The organism is Gemmiger sp. An120, assembly GCF_002160955.1.
Lineage (GTDB): Bacteria > Bacillota > Clostridia > Oscillospirales > Ruminococcaceae > Gemmiger_A > Gemmiger_A avium.
This window is the reverse complement of the sequence record NZ_NFLN01000021.1, coordinates 1-16,859: the sequence shown is the minus strand read 5'-3', so window position 1 is coordinate 16,859 and position 16,859 is coordinate 1. Positions and strand designations below refer to the sequence as shown.

At 65.7% G+C, this 16,859-nt stretch carries 13 protein-coding genes; 4 read left to right on the top strand and 9 right to left on the bottom strand.

The features are described 5' to 3' along the window. Positions 1-8: 8 nt before the first annotated feature. The 6 genes from B5E65_RS13465 to B5E65_RS13440 all read right to left on the bottom strand — a co-directional run bounded on the left by B5E65_RS13465 (position 9) and on the right by B5E65_RS13440 (position 7,631). Complete coding sequence (locus B5E65_RS13465) at positions 9-905, bottom strand: GNAT family N-acetyltransferase (protein ID WP_158098600.1); 897 nt, start codon at positions 903-905, stop codon at positions 9-11. Positions 906-983: 78 nt separating this feature from the next. Beyond that, positions 984-1,151 carry a DUF362 domain-containing protein gene (locus B5E65_RS13460; RefSeq protein WP_087172282.1) on the bottom strand — a complete coding sequence of 56 codons (168 nt, stop codon included), beginning with the start codon at positions 1,149-1,151 and terminating at the stop codon, positions 984-986. An 840-nt stretch (positions 1,152-1,991) separates the two neighbouring features. Further along, positions 1,992-2,849: a diaminopimelate epimerase gene (gene dapF / locus B5E65_RS13455; RefSeq protein ID WP_087172281.1), complete on the bottom strand. Its 858-nt coding sequence runs from the start codon at positions 2,847-2,849 to the stop codon at positions 1,992-1,994. Between the two features lie 25 nt (positions 2,850-2,874). Beyond that, a complete protein-coding gene (locus tag B5E65_RS13450; protein ID WP_087172280.1) occupies positions 2,875-4,632 on the bottom strand; it encodes an ABC transporter ATP-binding protein in 1,758 nt (585 codons plus the stop codon). Then, positions 4,629-6,377 carry an ABC transporter ATP-binding protein gene (locus B5E65_RS13445; RefSeq protein WP_087172279.1) on the bottom strand — a complete coding sequence of 583 codons (1,749 nt, stop codon included), beginning with the start codon at positions 6,375-6,377 and terminating at the stop codon, positions 4,629-4,631. The genes B5E65_RS13450 and B5E65_RS13445 overlap by 4 nt, the downstream gene beginning before the upstream one ends. A gap of 459 nt (positions 6,378-6,836) precedes the next feature. Further along, on the bottom strand, positions 6,837-7,631 hold the full coding sequence (locus B5E65_RS13440; RefSeq protein WP_087172278.1) for a ZIP family metal transporter: 795 nt from the start codon (positions 7,629-7,631) through the stop codon (positions 6,837-6,839). A gap of 237 nt (positions 7,632-7,868) precedes the next feature. Between B5E65_RS13440 and B5E65_RS13435 the strand changes: the two genes are divergently transcribed. From B5E65_RS13435 to B5E65_RS13425, 3 genes are read left to right on the top strand one after another with little or no spacing between them, the layout of a single operon-like run. Beyond that, positions 7,869-8,393, top strand: coding sequence for a MarR family winged helix-turn-helix transcriptional regulator (locus B5E65_RS13435; RefSeq protein ID WP_158098599.1), 525 nt, complete (start codon positions 7,869-7,871; stop codon positions 8,391-8,393). Continuing rightward, positions 8,387-10,537 (top strand): ABC transporter ATP-binding protein, encoded by a 2,151-nt coding sequence (locus B5E65_RS13430; RefSeq protein ID WP_087172276.1) that lies wholly within the window; start codon positions 8,387-8,389, stop codon positions 10,535-10,537. Before B5E65_RS13435 ends, B5E65_RS13430 begins: the two co-directional genes overlap by 7 nt. Next, positions 10,537-12,390 carry an ABC transporter ATP-binding protein gene (locus B5E65_RS13425; RefSeq protein WP_242957561.1) on the top strand — a complete coding sequence of 618 codons (1,854 nt, stop codon included), beginning with the start codon at positions 10,537-10,539 and terminating at the stop codon, positions 12,388-12,390. Before B5E65_RS13430 ends, B5E65_RS13425 begins: the two co-directional genes overlap by 1 nt. A gap of 123 nt (positions 12,391-12,513) precedes the next feature. Here B5E65_RS13425 and B5E65_RS13420 read toward each other — a convergent pair whose 3' ends face one another. From B5E65_RS13420 to B5E65_RS13410, 3 genes are all read right to left on the bottom strand, one after another. After that, on the bottom strand, positions 12,514-13,248 hold the full coding sequence (locus B5E65_RS13420; protein WP_087172275.1) for a class I SAM-dependent methyltransferase: 735 nt from the start codon (positions 13,246-13,248) through the stop codon (positions 12,514-12,516). A 54-nt stretch (positions 13,249-13,302) separates the two neighbouring features. Beyond that, positions 13,303-14,685 (bottom strand): sodium-dependent transporter, encoded by a 1,383-nt coding sequence (locus B5E65_RS13415; protein WP_087172274.1) that lies wholly within the window; start codon positions 14,683-14,685, stop codon positions 13,303-13,305. A 98-nt stretch (positions 14,686-14,783) separates the two neighbouring features. Further along, entirely contained in the window at positions 14,784-15,440 is a 657-nt protein-coding gene (locus tag B5E65_RS13410; protein ID WP_087172273.1) for an HAD family hydrolase, read from the bottom strand. A gap of 230 nt (positions 15,441-15,670) precedes the next feature. Here B5E65_RS13410 and B5E65_RS13405 point away from each other — a divergent pair. Further along, the coding region (locus B5E65_RS13405; protein WP_087172272.1) for a PIG-L family deacetylase at positions 15,671-16,859 on the top strand (1,189 nt) is incomplete at its 3' end.

Genomic DNA, 16,859 nt, shown 5'->3' with positions numbered 1-16,859 from the left:
CTCTGAGTTTATCCTATCCCATCGGACGCGTACTTGTCAAGCAGCGCGGCCAGCGCCTGCCCGGCGGGGGGCGGGGCCACCGGCGCGGGGGCGGCGCGGCCCTTTTTCAGGGCCCGGCACCAGGTGGACAGCCCCACCCACCGGTCCAGCTTGTAGCCGGTGCGGGGGCAACGCCCCTGGCAGACAAACCCCAGCCGGGCGTGGAACCGCTCGCTGGCGGGGTTCGGGTCGGCAATGCGGGCATAGGCGTTCCACACCCCCTGCACGGCCAGCGCCTCCAGCAGCGCGGCATAGAGCGGCCGGGCAATCCCCCGCCCCGCCGCGCCGGGATGGCAGTAGATGGTGGTCTCCACGTCCCAGCTGAACGCCTCCCGGGTGCCCCAGGGATGGGCGCAGGCGTAGCCCAGCAGCGCGCCGGAACCGCTGCGGGCGATCAGGAACGGGTACTTCTGCCCCGCCGCGGCGATCTCGGCGGCCCAGTCCTCCACGGTGGGCTCGGTGCAGGCAAAGGTGGCGGTGCTGTTGCGCACATACCAGCCGTATACCGCCGCGATGTCCGCCGCGTCGGCGGGGGTGGCAGCACACAGGCGGGGCCGCATCTCCTCGGCCCAGGCGGCGCACAGGGCTTCTTTTTGGGGCTTGTCCAGCCGTTTCAGCGCGGCCTCCACCCGCATGGCCGTGCCCTGGTCCGGCAGCAGCGCGCACCAGGCCAGACCCACCCCTTTGCGGGCGCGGGTGTAGCGGGCCCCCTTGCCGGCGGTATGGGCCGCCACCCGACGGGCCAGGTCGCTGGTCCAGCCCGCGTACAGGCTGCCATCAGCGCAGCGCAGCAGATAGGCCCAGGCCAGCCGGTCGGGCACCGGCCCGGCGGGCAGCAGCGGCAGCGAAAACAGATCGATTTCCATACAGCGTGCGCCTCCCATGCGCAAAAAAGGATAAAAATAAGGCGGGCGAAACCGCCCGCCTTACTTCTGGTGCTGGGATCAGCCCTCGATGGCGCCAACAGGGCAAGCGCCGGCGCAGGTGCCGCAATCCAGGCAGGCAGCCTCGTCGATGACATACTTGCCGTCGCCCTCAGAGATGGCGCTGACCGGGCACTCGCCGGCGCAGGTGCCGCAGGCGATGCAGGCATCGGTAATCTTGTAAGCCATAGTCGTTCTCCTTTTTCTCCGCGCCCATCGTATTTTTTCGGGGATGCTCCGCCGCCGGCGCGGAGGCCGCGGCCCTGCAAGAGAGATACCCCTCTTGCAGGTTATTGTAGCAATTTTTGCCCGCGTTTTCAAGTGTATTTTGTGCGGCTGTACGGGCAGAAAATGCGGTTCATTGCATTTTTGAAAAAAACAGGGGGCCGGCGTGTTCCGGCCCCCGGTTTGGGGTGTATCAGGTTGTGCGCCCCGGGCCGCTCCCGGGTGCTCCGGGCGGCGGGATAAATGGCCTGCGGCCACCCGGGCCGTCCCGCGGCCCGGCCCCCGTCGTCCTGCGCACCCGTCCACTGCGTAAGGGATACATCTGTGGATTCATCGCCCCTCTGCGAGGGCCGATTCATCTCACAGCTGTAGATCACCCGTTGTCACAGGGCGGTGCGCCCCTTTCCTTGCGGTGGCGTGGACGGGTTATGCGCCCCGGGCCGCTCCCGGGTGCTCCGGCCTGTGGGATAAATGCCCTTCGGGCACCCCGGCTTCGCCGGGCCCCCACAGCCCTGCGCACCCGTCCGCTGCGTAAGGGATACATCTGTGGATTCATCGGCCCTCTGTGAGGGCCGATTCATCTCACAGCTGTAGATCACCCGTTGTCACAGGGCGGTGCGCCCCTTTCCTTGCGGTGGCGTGGACGGGTTATGCGTCCCGGGCCGCTCCCGGGTGCTCCGGCCTGTGGGATAAATGCCCTGCGGGCACCCCGGCTTCGCCGGGCCCCCACAGCCCTGCGCACCCGTCCGCTGCGTAAGGGATACATCTGTGGACTCATCGCCCCTCTGCGAGGGCCGATTCATCTCACAGCTGTAGATCCTCATCTAAAATATACCCGGTTGCCACCAGGTTGGTGGGGCCGGTGAGGAACAGCTCCTCCACCGAATCGCCGGCCCAGCGGCAGTCGATGATCAGGTCGTCGCCGGGGTTGTGCACCGTGACCGGCGCGCCCTTGGCCACCAGGCCCATGGCCTGCAGGGCGGCCACGGTGCTGCCGCTGCCGGTGCCGCAGGCCAGGGTGAAGTCCTCCACCCCGCGCTCGTAGGTGCGGATCAGCACCTCCCGGGGTCCCAGCACCTGGCAGAAGTTCACGTTGGCGCCCTTGGGCAGCAGCGGATGGAACCGCAGCTCCCGGCCGGTCTCAAACAGCCGCTCACCGTAATCCTCCATCTCCGCCAGGCCCGGCACCGGCACCACCAGATGGGGCAGGCCCGGGTCGCCCAGCTCCACATAGGCTGCCCGCAGCGGGCCGCCGTCCGCGCCCTGGGTGGGCCAGCCGGTGCGCAGCACCGTGGGCCGGTTCAGCAGCACCTTGTACAGCCGGTCGGTCTGCCGCCAGGCGGGCACGTCGCCGCTGGTGGCCTCAATGATGATCTCGTCCTTGGCGGCGAAATGCTCGTACACGAACCGGCCGAAGCACCGGGCCCCGTTGCCGCACATCTCCCCCACGCTGCCGTCGCTGTTGAAGAACCACATCTTCGCGTCGCCGCCGTGCTGGGGCTCGTCGGCCACCATCAGGCCGTCCGCCCCCACGCTGGTGCGCCGGGCGCATACCTTGCGCGCCAGCAGGGGCATCTGTTCCGGGGTCAGGCGGGCGATCCGGTTGTCGATCACCACAAAATCATTGCCCGCGCCCTGCATCTTGCAGAATTCCAGTTTCATGGCCTGTCATCCTTTCTTTGCTGTCTCAGTGAACAAACTGGCTGTTCCACAGGTTCGCGTAGAACCCGTTCTGCGCCAGCAGCTCGTCGTGTGTGCCCTGTTCCACCACATGGCCGTCCCGCATGACCAGGATCACGTCCGCCTCCCGGATGGTGGACAGCCGGTGCGCCACAATGAAGCTGGTGCGCCCCTGCATCAGCCGGGCAAAGGCGCTTTGGATCTTCTGTTCGGTACGGGTATCGATGCTGCTGGTGGCCTCGTCCAGAATCAGCATCGGCGGCAGGTTCAGCATGACCCGGGCAATGCACAGCAGCTGTTTCTGCCCCTGGCTGAGCATCCCGCCGTCCTCGTTCACCATGGTGTCATAGCCCTGGGGCAGCCGTTTGATAAAGCTGTGGGCGTGGCTGGCCTTGGCCGCCGCGATCACCTCGTCCAGGCTGGCGTCCGGGCGGCCCATGGCGATGTTCTCCCGGATGGTGCCGGCGCGCAGCCAGGTATCCTGCAGCACCATGCCGTAGCTGCGGCGCAGGCTGCGCCGGGTCATCTGCCGCACCGGATGGCCGTCCACCCGGATCTGGCCCGCGTCCGGCTCATAGAACCGCATCAGCAGGTTGATCAGGGTGGTCTTGCCGCAGCCGGTGGGGCCCACGATGGCCACCCGCTGGCCCGGCTGTACCGTCAGGTCAAAGCCCTCGATCAGCGGGCGGGACTTGTCGTAGCTGAAATAGATGTTCTCCAGCTCCACCTGGCCCTCGGCGTTTTCCAGCACCAGGGCGTCCGGGTCGTCCGGCCGCTGGGGATGGGCCTCCAGCAGTTCAAAGATCCGCCCGGCGCAGGCCAGGGCGTTCTGCAGTTCGGTCACCACGCCGGAGATTTCGTTGAAGGGCTTGGTGTACTGGTTGGCGTAGCTGAGCACTGTGGACAGCTGCCCCACCGAGATCAGCCCGCCGATGGCGCACAGCGCGCCGGTCAGGCCGGCGCCGGTGTAGACCAGGCTGTTCACGAACCGGGTGGCGGGGTTGGTCAGGGAGGAGAAGAAGGTCGCCTTGAAGGAGGCGTCGGTCAGCCGGCCATTGATCTCGTCAAACCGGTCCTGCACGGCAGGCCCCTGCCCAAAGGCCTGCACCACCTTCTGGCCGGAGACCATCTCGTCAATCAGGGAGGTCTGCTCGGCGCGGGCATCGCTCTGGCGGCGGAACATGAAGTAGGTGCTGCGGGCGATCCAGGCGGCCACAAACAGGCTGACCGGGGTCACCGCCACCACCACCACCGTGATCAGCGGGCTGATGGTCAGCATGCAGATCAGGGTGCCCAGGATGGTCAGGATACCGGTGAACAGCTGGGTAAAGCCCATGAGCAGGCCGTCCGCGAACTGGTCCACGTCGGCAATGATCCGGCTGACCAGCCCGCCGGTGGGATGGCTGTCCAGATACCGCAGGTTCAGCTGCTGCAGATGGCCGAAGGCGTCCCGGCGCATATCCCGGATCACGCAGTAGGTAATATGGTTGTTGCACAGGCCCATGAGCCACTGGCTCACCGCCGTGCCCGCCACCGCCAGGGCGGCAGCGATCAGGATGGGCGGCAGCGCCGCAAAGTCCACCTGGCCGGGGCCCAGGATCTGGTCCACGGCCTGCCCGGTCAGGATCGGGAACCAGAGGGTCAGCACCACCGTCACGGCGGCCAGAACCAGGCTGGCCAGCACCCAGAACCAGTACCGGCCTACCCGGCGCAGCACCCGCAGCAGCACCTGCCCCTGGCTCAGAGAGGGTTCATAATGGGTCATGCACCCTCACCTCCTTTGCGGCTGGGCTCAAACTGGGATTCATAGATCTCCCGGTACACATCGCACCGGGCCAGCAGTTCTTCGTGGGTGCCCATGTCGGCCGCACGGCCGTCCTCCAGCACCAGGATGCGGTCGGCATGCATCACGCTGGCCGCCCGCTGGCTTACAATAAATACCGCCGGCTTCCAGTCCAGACGGCGCAGCGCCCCGCGCAGGGCCGCGTCGGTAGCATAGTCCAGCGCACTGGCGCTGTCGTCCAGGATCAGAATGCCCGGACGGCGCACCAGCGCCCGGGCGATGGTCAGCCGCTGGCGCTGGCCGCCGCTCAGGTTGCGGCCGCTCTGCTCCACCGGCGCGTCCAGTTCGCCGGGCTTGCCCCGCACCACTTCGGCGGCCTGGGCGGATTCCAGCGCGGCCCACAGCTGCGCGTCGTCCGCCTCCGGGTTGCCCCAGTGCAGATTGTCCCGGATGGTGCCCTTGAACAGCAGGGCTTTCTGGGGTACAATGCCGATGCCCGCCCGCAGGGTTTCCGGGTCTTGCCGGCGCACGTCCACGCCGTTTACCAGCACTTCGCCGCCGGTCACGTCATAGAACCGGGGGATCAGGTTCACCAGCGTGGATTTGCCGCTGCCGGTGCCGCCGATTATGCCCACCGTCTCCCCGGCCCGGGCGGTAAAGGTCACATCGCTCAGCGCGTCGTCGCCGCCGCCGGGATAGGTGATGGATACCTTGCGGAATTCCACCGCCGGCACATCCGGCCGGGCGGGGGCCGCCTGGGGCGCCGCGGGGGCAGGCATGGCGCCGTCCACCTTCAGTACGCTCTCCACACGGGCGGCGCAGGCCAGCGCCTTGCTGGACAGGATGATGGTGTTGGCCAGCTTGATCAGCTCCACCGAGATCTGGGTCATGTAGCCCAGCAGGGCCACCAGCTGGCCCTGGGTGATGGCGCCGCCGTCCACCCGCCAGGCCCCTTGCTGGATCAGCACCACCGCCGCCAGGTTCAGCAGCACGTAGGTGCCCGGGTTCATCAGGGTGCTCACCGCGCCCACCCGCAGATGGCGGTTGGTCAGGTCCTCGTTGCGCACGGCGAACTGCTCCACCTGGGCGTCCTCCTGGCCGAAAGCGCGGATCACCCGCACGCCGGTCAGGTTTTCCCGCGTCAGGCCCAGCACCTTGTCCAGGGCGGCCTGCACGTTTTTATAGCGGGGCATGGTCCACCACAGAACCCCGGCGATCACCAGGCTGATCAGCGGCACCACCACGGCAAAGATCACCGCGCTGCGCACGTCGATCAGAAAGGCCGCCAGCACCGAGCCCAGCACCACGAACGGGCTGCGCAGAAACAGGCGCAGGGCCATGTTCAGGCCGCTCTGCACCTGGTTGATGTCGCTGGTCATGCGGGTGATCAGGGTAGGCGCACCCTGGGCGTCCATGGCCGCATAGCTGAAGGACTGCACGTGGGCAAACAGCGCGCTGCGCAGCTTGCCGGAAAAGCCCACCGCCGCCCGGGCAGAGAAGAACTGCCCGGCCACCGAAAAGCCCAGACCCGCCGCGCCCAGCAGAACCAGCACGCCGCACATCCGCAGTACGTAGGGGGTGTCGCTCATCCGCACGCCCTGATCAATGATGGAGGCCATCACCACCGGAACAAACAGTTCCAGCGTGGCCTCAATCAGCTTGCACAAAGGCCCCAGCACACAGTCGGTGCGGTAGGCCTTCAGGTATCTCCAGATGGAGTGTTCCATAAGTATGTTCCTCCGACACAGGATTCATCAAAAAAACACCCCTTATTATAGCACTCCCGCGGGCGGTGCGCAAACGGGGGGCTATATAGGCCGATATGGCCAATATGGGGGGAATCAACGATTCCCCCCATACCCCCGGAAATTATTTATAATTCAGGCTGTGCGTGCGGGCCGCTACCGGGACATCTGTGGGCTCATCGGCCCTCTTTGAGGGCCGATTCACCGCACAGCTGTTACCCGCCTGTACAGTTTAGGCGGTGCGCCCCTTTGAGAGTAGCAGAGTTGATGAGGTTACCGCCCCGGGCCGCTACCGGGTGTTGCGGGCTGTGGGATAAATGGCTGCGCCACCCGGGCCGCCTCGCGGCCCGGCCCCCACAGCCCTTCACACCCGTCCGCTGCGTAACCGGGACATCTGTGGGCTCATCGGCCCTCTTTGAGGGCCGATTCACCGCACAGCTGTTACCCGCCTAACGCCACGTCCAGCACCATCATGGCCAGGAAGCCGGCCATGACGCCCAGGGTGCCGGGGTGGGAGTGCTCGCCCAGGTGGGCTTCGGGGATCAGTTCCTCGGCCACCACGTAGAGCATGGCGCCGGCGGCAAAGGCCAGCAGCCAGGGCATCAGCGGCTGGATGCCGCCCGCCGCCAGCACCACCGCCATGCCGAACACCGGTTCCACCACCCCCGACAGGCTTCCGTACACAAAACTGCGGGTGCGGGAAAGCCCTTCCTGCCGCAGCGGCAGCGAGATGGCCGCCCCCTCCGGGAAGTTCTGGATGCCCATGCCCGCCGCCAGCGCCAGCGCGGTGGCCAGCGCCGCCGGTTCACCGGTCTGGGCCGCCAGGGCGAAGCTCAGGCCCACCGCCATACCCTCCGGAATGTTGTGCAGGGTCACCGCACTCACCAGCAGGGTGGTGCGCCGCCAGCCGCAGGACGGGCCCTCGCACTGGGCCGCCCCCGGGTGCAGGTGCGGCATCAGGTGATCCAGCGCCAGCAAAAACCCTACCCCCAGCACAAAGCCGCCCGCGGCGGGCAGCCAGCCCGGCCCGCCCGCTGCCTCGGCCTGTTCGATCGCCGGGATCAGCAGGCTCCACACCGAGGCCGCGATCATCACCCCCGCCGCAAAACCCAGAAATCCCTGCTGCATCTTCCGGGTGATACTGCCCCGGAACAAAAATACCGTGGCCGCGCCCAGGCTGGTCATCAAAAAGGTGAACCCTGTGCCCGCCGCCGCCCAAAGAATCGCGCTGTTCATGGTTATGTGCTCCTTTCCTGAAAAACGGAATTCTCCTCCGCGTAAAACCTATACTATTTGTATATGGCGGACAAACCGCCAGCTGTGTTTATAATACACTAAAAAAGTATATTTTGCAAGGCGGCGAAAATATGAACGCCGCGTAAACTTTTTAGAACATGTCTTGACTTGCTGTGCGGCGGTGCTACAATGGTCCACGCTGAATGGTTAACGTACTTAACTTTACGGGAGGCAGCCATGGAAAACGATACAAGCCGGGCGCTGCAGATGTTCCTGACCATGGACCGGATGCGCCGCGCCTGGAGCGAAGTGATCCCCTGTGCGGGGGTAAGCAAATCCCAGTTCGCCACCCTGATGGTGATTTTATACGGCGGGCGTCCGCCCCACGGGGCGGGGCTGCTCAGCGCTTCGCTGCCGCCCCCGGAGGAAAGCGCCGGGGTCAGCCTGTCGGAGGTGGCGGCGGTCATGGGGCAGACGGTGCCGGCGCTGAGCCAGCGGGTCAGCCGGATGGAAGCCCTGGGTTATGTGGAGCGTCTGCCCCACCCCACCGACCGGCGGGCGGCGCTGCTGCGGGTGACCCTCGCCGGGCGTCAGCTGCTGGAGCAGGCACGGCGCAACATTACCTGCCGGATGGAGAAGATCCTGGCCGGTATGGGCGAGCAGTCGATGGATGAACTGCTGGCCCTGCTGGAAAGGCTGGCGGACCTGATGGAACAGAGCAACGCGGGCGACCCCGCCCGGGAAGGAGATTCTGTATGCTGAAACTGAAACGCTATATGAAGCCCTATCTGGGCCTGCTGGCGGCGGCGATCCTGCTGCTGTTCGGGCAGGCCATGCTGGAGCTGACCCTGCCCAACTACATGAGCGACATCGTGAATGTGGGCCTGCAGCAGGGCGGCATTACCCAGTCCGCCCCGGAGGCGATCGACGCGGCGAGCATGGCCCTGATGCAGCGGTTCATGAACGAGGACGACGCGGCCGCCGTGGCGGCGGCTTATGTATCCGCGGGCGAGAGCGCCGAGGGCCTGGCCCACTGGCAGAAAACCTACCCGAATCTGACCGAAAGCGACTGGGTGCTGGCCGCCGACGCCGAGGACAGCGGGGCCAACGGGGCCTTTTCCCGGGCGGCCTATGCCCTGGTGCAGGCGGCGGGGGCTTCGGCCATGGACCCGGCGGCCCTGGCCACCCTGGACCAGAGCGACATTGACGAGGCGGTAAACACCGCCGCCGTCACCCCGGACAGCCTGCTGGGCCAGACCGGCGCGGTGCTGGTCAAGCGGTTCTACCAGACCCTGGGCGCCGACACCGACGCCATCCAGACCGGGTATATCCTGTCGGTGGGTGTGCGGATGCTGGGGCTGACCCTGCTGCTCACCGCCTGCGCCATCAGCGCGGGCTTCTGCCTGTCCCGTCTGGGCGCGGGCGTGGGCCGGGATCTGCGCCGGGACGTGTTCACCCGGGTCACCTATTTCAATAACGCGGAGATGGACCAGTTCTCCACCGCCAGCCTGATCACCCGTTCCACCAACGACATCACCCAGGTGCAGAACTTTTTGAGCGTGGGCCTGCGGATGCTCTGCTTTGCGCCCATCATGGGCCTGGGCGGCCTGATCATGGGCCTGCGCAAATGCCCTCAGCTGGCCTGGGTGCTGGCGCTGGCGCTGACCCTGATGCTCACGTTGATCCTGGTGCTGTTCAAGGTGGCGCTGCCCCGGTTCAAAAAGATGCAGAGCCTGGTGGACCGGCTCAACCTGGTCAGCCGGGAGGAGTTGTCCGGCCTGATGGTGGTGCGGGCCTTTGCCAACCAGGACTTTATGCAGAAGCGGTTTGATTCCGCCAACAAGGACCTGACCGGCAACACCCTGTTCGTCAACCGGGCCATGGCCACCATGCTGCCGGTGATGACCCTGGTGATGAACGGCATCAGCCTGCTGATCGTCTGGTTCGGCGGCAAGCAGATCGCCGCCAGCAGCCTGCAGGTGGGCGATATGATGGCCTTTATCCAGTACGCCATGCAGGTGATCATGAGCTTCCTGTTCATCAGCCTGATGTTCATTCTGGTGCCCCGTGCCAGCGTCTCGGCCGACCGTATCTGCCAGGTGCTGGACACCGAAAATTCCGTGGCCGACCCGGAAAGCCCCGTGCCCATGAACCAGCCGGTCAAGGGCGTGGTGGAGTTCAGGGACGTGAGCTTCCGGTACGGCGGCGCGGACGCGGACGTGCTGGAGCATATCAGCTTCACTGCCCGCCCCGGCGAGACCACCGCCTTTATCGGCTCCACCGGTTCGGGCAAGTCCACCCTGATCAACCTGATTCCCCGGTTCTATGACGCCACCGAGGGCCAGGTGCTGATCGACGGGGTGGATGTGCGGCAGCTGCGTCAGCAGGATCTGCGCGCGGCCATCGGCTATGTGCCCCAGAAGGGCCTGTTGTTCAGCGGCACCATCGCCTCCAACCTGCGCACCGGCGACGAAAACGCCGACGACGAGACCCTGCGGGCGGCGGCCGCGGTGGCCCAGGCCACCGAGTTTGTGGATAAACTGCCCGGCGGCATGGACGCGCCGGTCAGCCAGGGGGGCACCAACGTGTCCGGCGGGCAGCGGCAGCGCCTGTCCATCGCCCGGGCGCTGGTGAAGAAAGCCCCGATCTATATTTTTGACGATACCTTCTCCGCGCTGGACTTCAAGACCGACGCGGCGCTGCGCACCGCGCTGCGGCCCTGGACCCAGGACGCCACCGTGCTGATCGTGGCCCAGCGGGTCAGCACCATCATGCACGCGCAGCAGATCATCGTGCTGGACGAGGGCCGCGTGGTGGGCAAGGGCACCCATGAGCAGCTGCTCCGCACCTGCCCCGAATACCGGGAGATCGCCCAGAGCCAGCTTTCAAAGGAGGAATTGGGATAATGGCAGCCAATACCAACCATCGTCCGATGGGCCCGCGGCCGGGCGGCCACGGCCCCGGCGGCATGATGCCCGGGGAAAAGGCCCGGGATTTCAAAGGTTCCATGAAAAAACTGCTGGGATATCTGGCGCCGTTTCTGCCCGGTATCGTGGTGGCGCTGGTCTGCGCCGCCGCCAGCACCGTGTTCTCCATCTTCGGGCCCAAGATCCTGGGCCGCGCCACCACCGAGCTGTTCAACGGCCTGATCGCCATGCTCACCGGTACCGGCGGCATTGATTTCGGGGTGATCGGCGCCATTCTGCTCACCCTGGCGGCGCTGTATCTGGCCAGCGCCCTGCTGAGCTACCTGCAGGGCTGGCTGATGAGCGGCGTGGCCACCAAGATCAGCTATTCCATGCGCCGGGACATCAGCAACAAGATCGACAAGCTGCCCCTGTCCTACTTTGACCGGGTGCAGAGCGGCGAGGTGCTCAGCCGCATCACCAACGATGTGGACACGGTGACCCAGACCCTGAACCAGAGCCTGTCCCAGATCGTGACCAACGTGGCCGCCCTGATCGGCGTGCTGGTGATGATGCTCACCATCAGCCCGGTGATGACCCTGGTGGCGCTGTGCATCCTGCCGGTCAGCGTGCTGATCGTCAGCCAGGTGGTGCGCCGCAGCCAGCCGTTTTTCCGCCGCCAGCAGGAGATGCTGGGCCATGTGAACGGCCACGTGGAGGAGATGTACGGCGGCCATGTGATCCTGACCGCCTTCAACGGCCAGCAGGAGAGCATCGAGACCTTTGAAAAGCTGAACCAGGACCTGTACAAGGCGGGCTGGAAGAGCCAGTTCCTCAGCGGCATGATGATGCCTCTGATGAACTTTGTGGGCAACCTGGGTTATGTGGCCATCTGTGTGCTGGGCGGGTTTCTGACCCTGAACGGCTCCATCACGGTGGGCGACATCCAGGCGTTTACCCAGTATGTGCGGCAGTTTACCCAGCCGATCACCCAGATCGCCAACATCTCCAACGTGCTGCAGCAGACCGCCGCGGCCGCCGAGCGGGTGTTTGCTTTCCTGGCGGAGGAAGAGGAACCCGCCGACCCGCCCGCCCCGGTGCCTGCCGACAAGGCCGAGGGTGCGGTGTGGTTTGCCCATGTGCAGTTCGGCTATCTGCCGGAAAAGACGATCATTCATGATTTCTCGGCCATGGTCAAGCCGGGCACCAAGGTGGCCATCGTGGGCCCCACCGGCGCGGGCAAGACCACCATGGTCAAGCTGCTGATGCGGTTCTATGACGTGACCGAGGGCGCCATCCTGCTGGACGGCTACGACCTGCGCCAGTACGCCCGGGGCGATCTGCGGGATACCTTCGGCATGGTATTGCAGGATACCTGGCTGTACAGCGGCACCATCCGGGAGAACATCCGGTTCGGCCGGCTGGACGCCACCGACGAGGAGGTCTACGCCGCGGCCAAAGCGGCGCAGGTGGATCATTTCGTGCATACCCTGCCCGACGGGTATGACACCATCCTGAACGAGGAAGCCAGCAACATCAGCCAGGGCCAGAAACAGCTGCTGACCATCGCCCGCACCATCATCTCCGACCCGAAGGTGCTGATCCTGGACGAGGCCACCTCCAGCGTGGATACCCGCACCGAGCTGAGCATCCAGCGGGCCATGGACGCCCTGACCGCCGGGCGTACCAGCTTTATCATTGCGCACCGGCTGTCCACCATCCGCAACGCCGACATCATCCTGGTGATGAAGGACGGCGATATCGTGGAGACCGGCAATCACGACGAATTGCTGGCCAAGGGCGGCTTCTACGCCGAACTCTACCAGAGCCAGTTCGCGGACACCGCGGGCTGATATGCCAATCTGGGGGACCAGTCCCCCAGCCCCCCATCTGTCGGGCCGAATACTCGGCCCTCGGGAAAAACAAAAAGCAAGGCCGGTGCGTATCCGTGTACGCACCGGCCTTGTTTTTTACGGTTACAGGGGTTTTCGCGCCCGCACCAGCAGCATCATGGGGCGGCGCAGTTCGTCCCGCATGCCGGGGATATCCAGCATCTCCGGGGGCGGGGTGGGTTCCGCCACCCGTTCCAGCGTCAGGCCCGCGGCCAGCACCGGGTCCAGCCAGCCGGTCAGGGTGCGGTGGTATTTCACCACCTGCTCCCCCAGAAAGGTGGCGGTGCGCTTGCCCTCCTCAAAATACCGGTCCACCGGGAAGTGCAGGATGTTCCCCGCCTCGTCGTACCACCAGTCCTGTTCGGGGCGGCAGGTGTACACCGGATGTTCCGCCGAGAACACCAGATGCCCGCCCGGCCGCAGCCATTTGGCGATGCGCTCCATCAGCGGGGCCAGGTCGGCCACATAGTGCAGCGCCAGCGAGCTGAACACCAGATCAAAGCTTTCCGGGGCAAAGTCCAGGTCCTCCATGGCCGCCCGGCGGTATTCCACCCGGGGATCCGGGTTGCGGGTTTGGGCCTCGGCCAGCATCCGCTCGGACAGATCGGTGCCCAGCACCCGGGCCGCCCCCTGTTCGGCGGCGTACTTGCAGTGCCAGCCGTAGCCGCAGCCCAGATCCAGCACCTGCGCACCGGTCAGGTCGGGCAGCAGCGCCCGCAGGCAGGTCCACTCCCCTGCCCCGGCCAGCCCCAGCCGGGACCGGGCCATCTGGCCGTATTTGTCAAAAAAGGTCTTGTCGTCGTATCGGTTTTCTTTCATAAGGGTATCTCCTGATACAAAAAATGGGGCGGACTGCCGCCCGCCCCGCAAACATTATGCCACAAACAGGAACTTCAGCTTGCTCCACAGGCCCATGACCAGCAGCACCGCCACCATGACCGGCAGGATCCAGGTCAGGTAGAAGCGCAGCGCCCGGGCCATCTTCAGGCCTTTGCCGGTGTTGGCTTCCTCCAGATAGGCGTCAAAGCCCCAGCCGCTGCGGCGGGTGCAGAACAGCAGATACAGCAGCGAGCCGAAAGGCAGCAGGATGGTGCTGACGATGAAATCTTCCAGATCCATCACCACGGTGCCCGCGCCCAGCGGGTTGAAATTGCTCCATACATTGAAGCCCAGCGCGCAGGGCACGCTGCCCAGCGCCAGGATCACCAGGTTCACCAGCACCGCTTTCTTGCGGGTCCAGCCCCACTTGTCCATGCAGCAGGCCAGGATGTTCTCAAACACCGCCACCACGGTGGTCAGCGCCGCAAAGCTCATGAACAGGAAGAACAAAGCGCCCCACAGCCGGCCGCCGGCCATGTTGATGAACACGTTGGGCAGGGTCACGAACAGCAGGTTCGGGCCGCTGTCCGGGGCCACACCATAGGCAAAGCAGGCCGGGAAGATGATCAGGCCCGCGGTGATCGCCACAAAGGTATCCAGCGCGGCAATGCCCACGCTCTCGCCCAGCAGGGTGCGGTCCTTATCCATGTAGCTGCCGAAGATGGCGATGGCGCCGATGCCCAGGCTCAGGGTAAAGAAGCTCTGCTCCATGGCGCCGGCCAGGCAGTTCACCAGGCCTACCTTTTTCAGGTTTTCCAGGTTGGGCATCAGATAGAAGGCCAGGCCCTCGCCGCCGCCGGGCAGGGTCAGGCTGCGCACCGCCAGCACCAGGATCAGCGCCAGCAGGGCCACCATCATCCATTTGCTGATCCGCTCCACGCCCTTCTGCAGGCCGCCCAGGCAGATCACAAAGCCAATCAGCACCACCACCAGCATCCAGGAGATCATCTCCGCCGGATCGCTCAGCATGGAGGCATAGGCCGCCTGCACACCCTCGCTGTCCAGCCCGGCCAGGCTGCCGGTCAGGTACTGCACAAAGTAGTTTACCAGCCAGCCGCCCACCACGGTGTAGAAGAACATCAGCATGTAGTTGCCCAGCATGCCGAAGGGGCTGTACCAGTGCCATTTGCTGCCGGGCTTTTCCAGGGTTTCAAACTCCCGGATGATGCTCTTGCGGCTGGCACGGCCCACCGCCAGCTCCATGCTCAGGATGGGCAGGCCCATGATGATCAGGAACAGCAGATAGAACAGCACGAAGAACGCGCCGCCGTTCTGGCCCACCATGTAGGGGAAGCGCCATACGTTGCCCAGGCCGATGGCGCACCCGGCGCTGAGCAAAAGAAAGCCCAGCCGGGATTTGAATCGTTCGCGTTGCATTGAATACTCCTCCTCCTCGGGACGCGCTGCCGCGTGCCCTCTATCCGGCGGCCCGCAAAAGCCGCCTCACAGCGGCACGAAAACCGCCTGTGCCCTTTTTACAGCCCCAGCATCCGGGCCAGCTGCGCCGGGTCGGCCGCGATGCGCGCCGCCCCCGCCTCTTCCAGCACCTGCCGGGACCGGAACCCCCAGCTTACCCCGATGCCGTCCAGCCCCGCGTTGCGGGCCGTCTCCACGTCCACGTCGGAATCCCCGATGTACACCGCCTGTCCGGGCGCAACCTCCAGCTGCCGCAGCGCCTCCAGCACCGCGTCCGGCGCGGGCTTCTTGCGCACGCCGGGCTTTTCCCCCACCGCCAGCGCCACCCGCGGCCCGAAATACTCCCGGGCCAGCTCCTTCACCGCCCCGTCGAACTTGTTGCTCACCACCGCGGTTTTCGCCCCGGCCGCGGCCAGCGCGTCCAGCAGCGGCAGAATCCCCGGATAGGGCGCGGTCTTGACGCGGCAGTGGGCCGCATAGTATTCCTTGAAATACGCCAGGATCTCCTCAAACTGCGGATGCTGCGCCCCGCCGGGCACCGCCCGCTCCATCAGCAGGCGCACCCCGTTGCCCACAAACTGCCGCACCTCGTCCACCGTGCGCACCGGCAGGCCAAAGGCGGTCAGCGCCGCGTTGGTGGCGTCCGCCAGATCTTCCAATGAGTTCAGCAGGGTGCCGTCCAGATCAAACAGCACCGCTTTGTATTGCAGCGACATCCCTTCCGCCGCCTCCTTGTACACTTTAGTCAACTGATTCAGTATATCGCTTTATGGGGCGGGATGCAACACAATTCCTGCGATTTTGCTGCTTTTTCCCCGGCTGCGGGAAATTTTTATCGGAATGAAAGGTTTTTGCCCGATCGCGCGTATTATGCTATAGTATATGCTATAGTATAGGACAACCCTCTTTTGCCCCCGGGCCCGGCCCGGAGAAAGGACCATCCCCTATGTCCCTTTCCGTTTTTCTGCGCCGCGCCGCGGTCTGCGCCGCCGCGCTGGCGCTGCTGCTGGCCGCCCCGGTCCGCGCCGCCCAGCCCGAAGAGGCCCTGCCCCTGACCGTCTCGGTGGGCGGGCAGGCTGCCTCCTCCCTCACCGACGGCAGCCGCTCCACCAAGGTGACCCTGTCCGGCAACACCGTGACCGTCACCGCCGAGACCCCCTTTGATGCCCTCTATGTGATCTGGGACCAGCCCCCCGGGGAGTGGATCCTCACCCCGGACGGCGGCCAGCCCGCCTCCACCTGGGGCCGGCAGGGGTTTCTGCATGAATACGTGACCCTGCCCCGGGCCGCGTCCTCCGCGACGATTGAAGCGCCGCAGGGGGCGATCCTCTGCGAGGTCTACGCCCTGACCGGGGACACCCCGCCGGCCTGGGTACAGGTGTGGCAGCCCCCCTGCGAGGACGCGGACCTGCTGGTGCTGCCCACCCACGCCGACGACGAGCATCTCTGGTTCGGCGGCACCATGCCCTACTACGCCGGGGAAAAGGGCATGGCGGTGCAGGTGGCCTACATGACCAACCACTGGGGCGAGCCCTACCGCCCCCACGAGCTGCTGGACGGGCTGTGGACGGTGGGGGTAAAGAACTACCCGGTGATCTCGGAGTTCCCGGACCTGTACGCCTCCAAGGCCAGCCTGGAATCGGCCATCCAGGTCTATGGAGAGGATACCATCACCGCCTGGCAAGTGGAACTGCTGCGCCGGTTCAAGCCGGAGGTGGTGGTGGCCCACGACATTAACGGCGAGTACGGCCACGGGGCCCACCGGCTCAACGCCAAGACCCTGCTGGCCGCCCTGCCCGCCGCCGCCGATCCGGCCCAGTACACCGATCTGCCCTACGAGCCCTGGGAGGTGCAGAAAGCCTATCTGCATCTCTGGCCGGAGAACACCATCACCATGGAATGGGGCCAGATGCCTCTGGAAGCTTTCGGCGGGCGTACCGCCCTGGAGATGGCGGCCGAGGGCTTTGCCTGCCACGCCAGCCAGACGGCCTGGTTCTCGGTAAAGGATTCCGGCAAGAACGACTGCCGGCAGTTCGGCCTGGCCTACACCACCGTGGGGCCGGATACCGCCAAAAACGATTTCTTTGAAAACGTGGTCTGGCCGCCGGAGCCTACCCCGGAGCCCACCCCCGCGC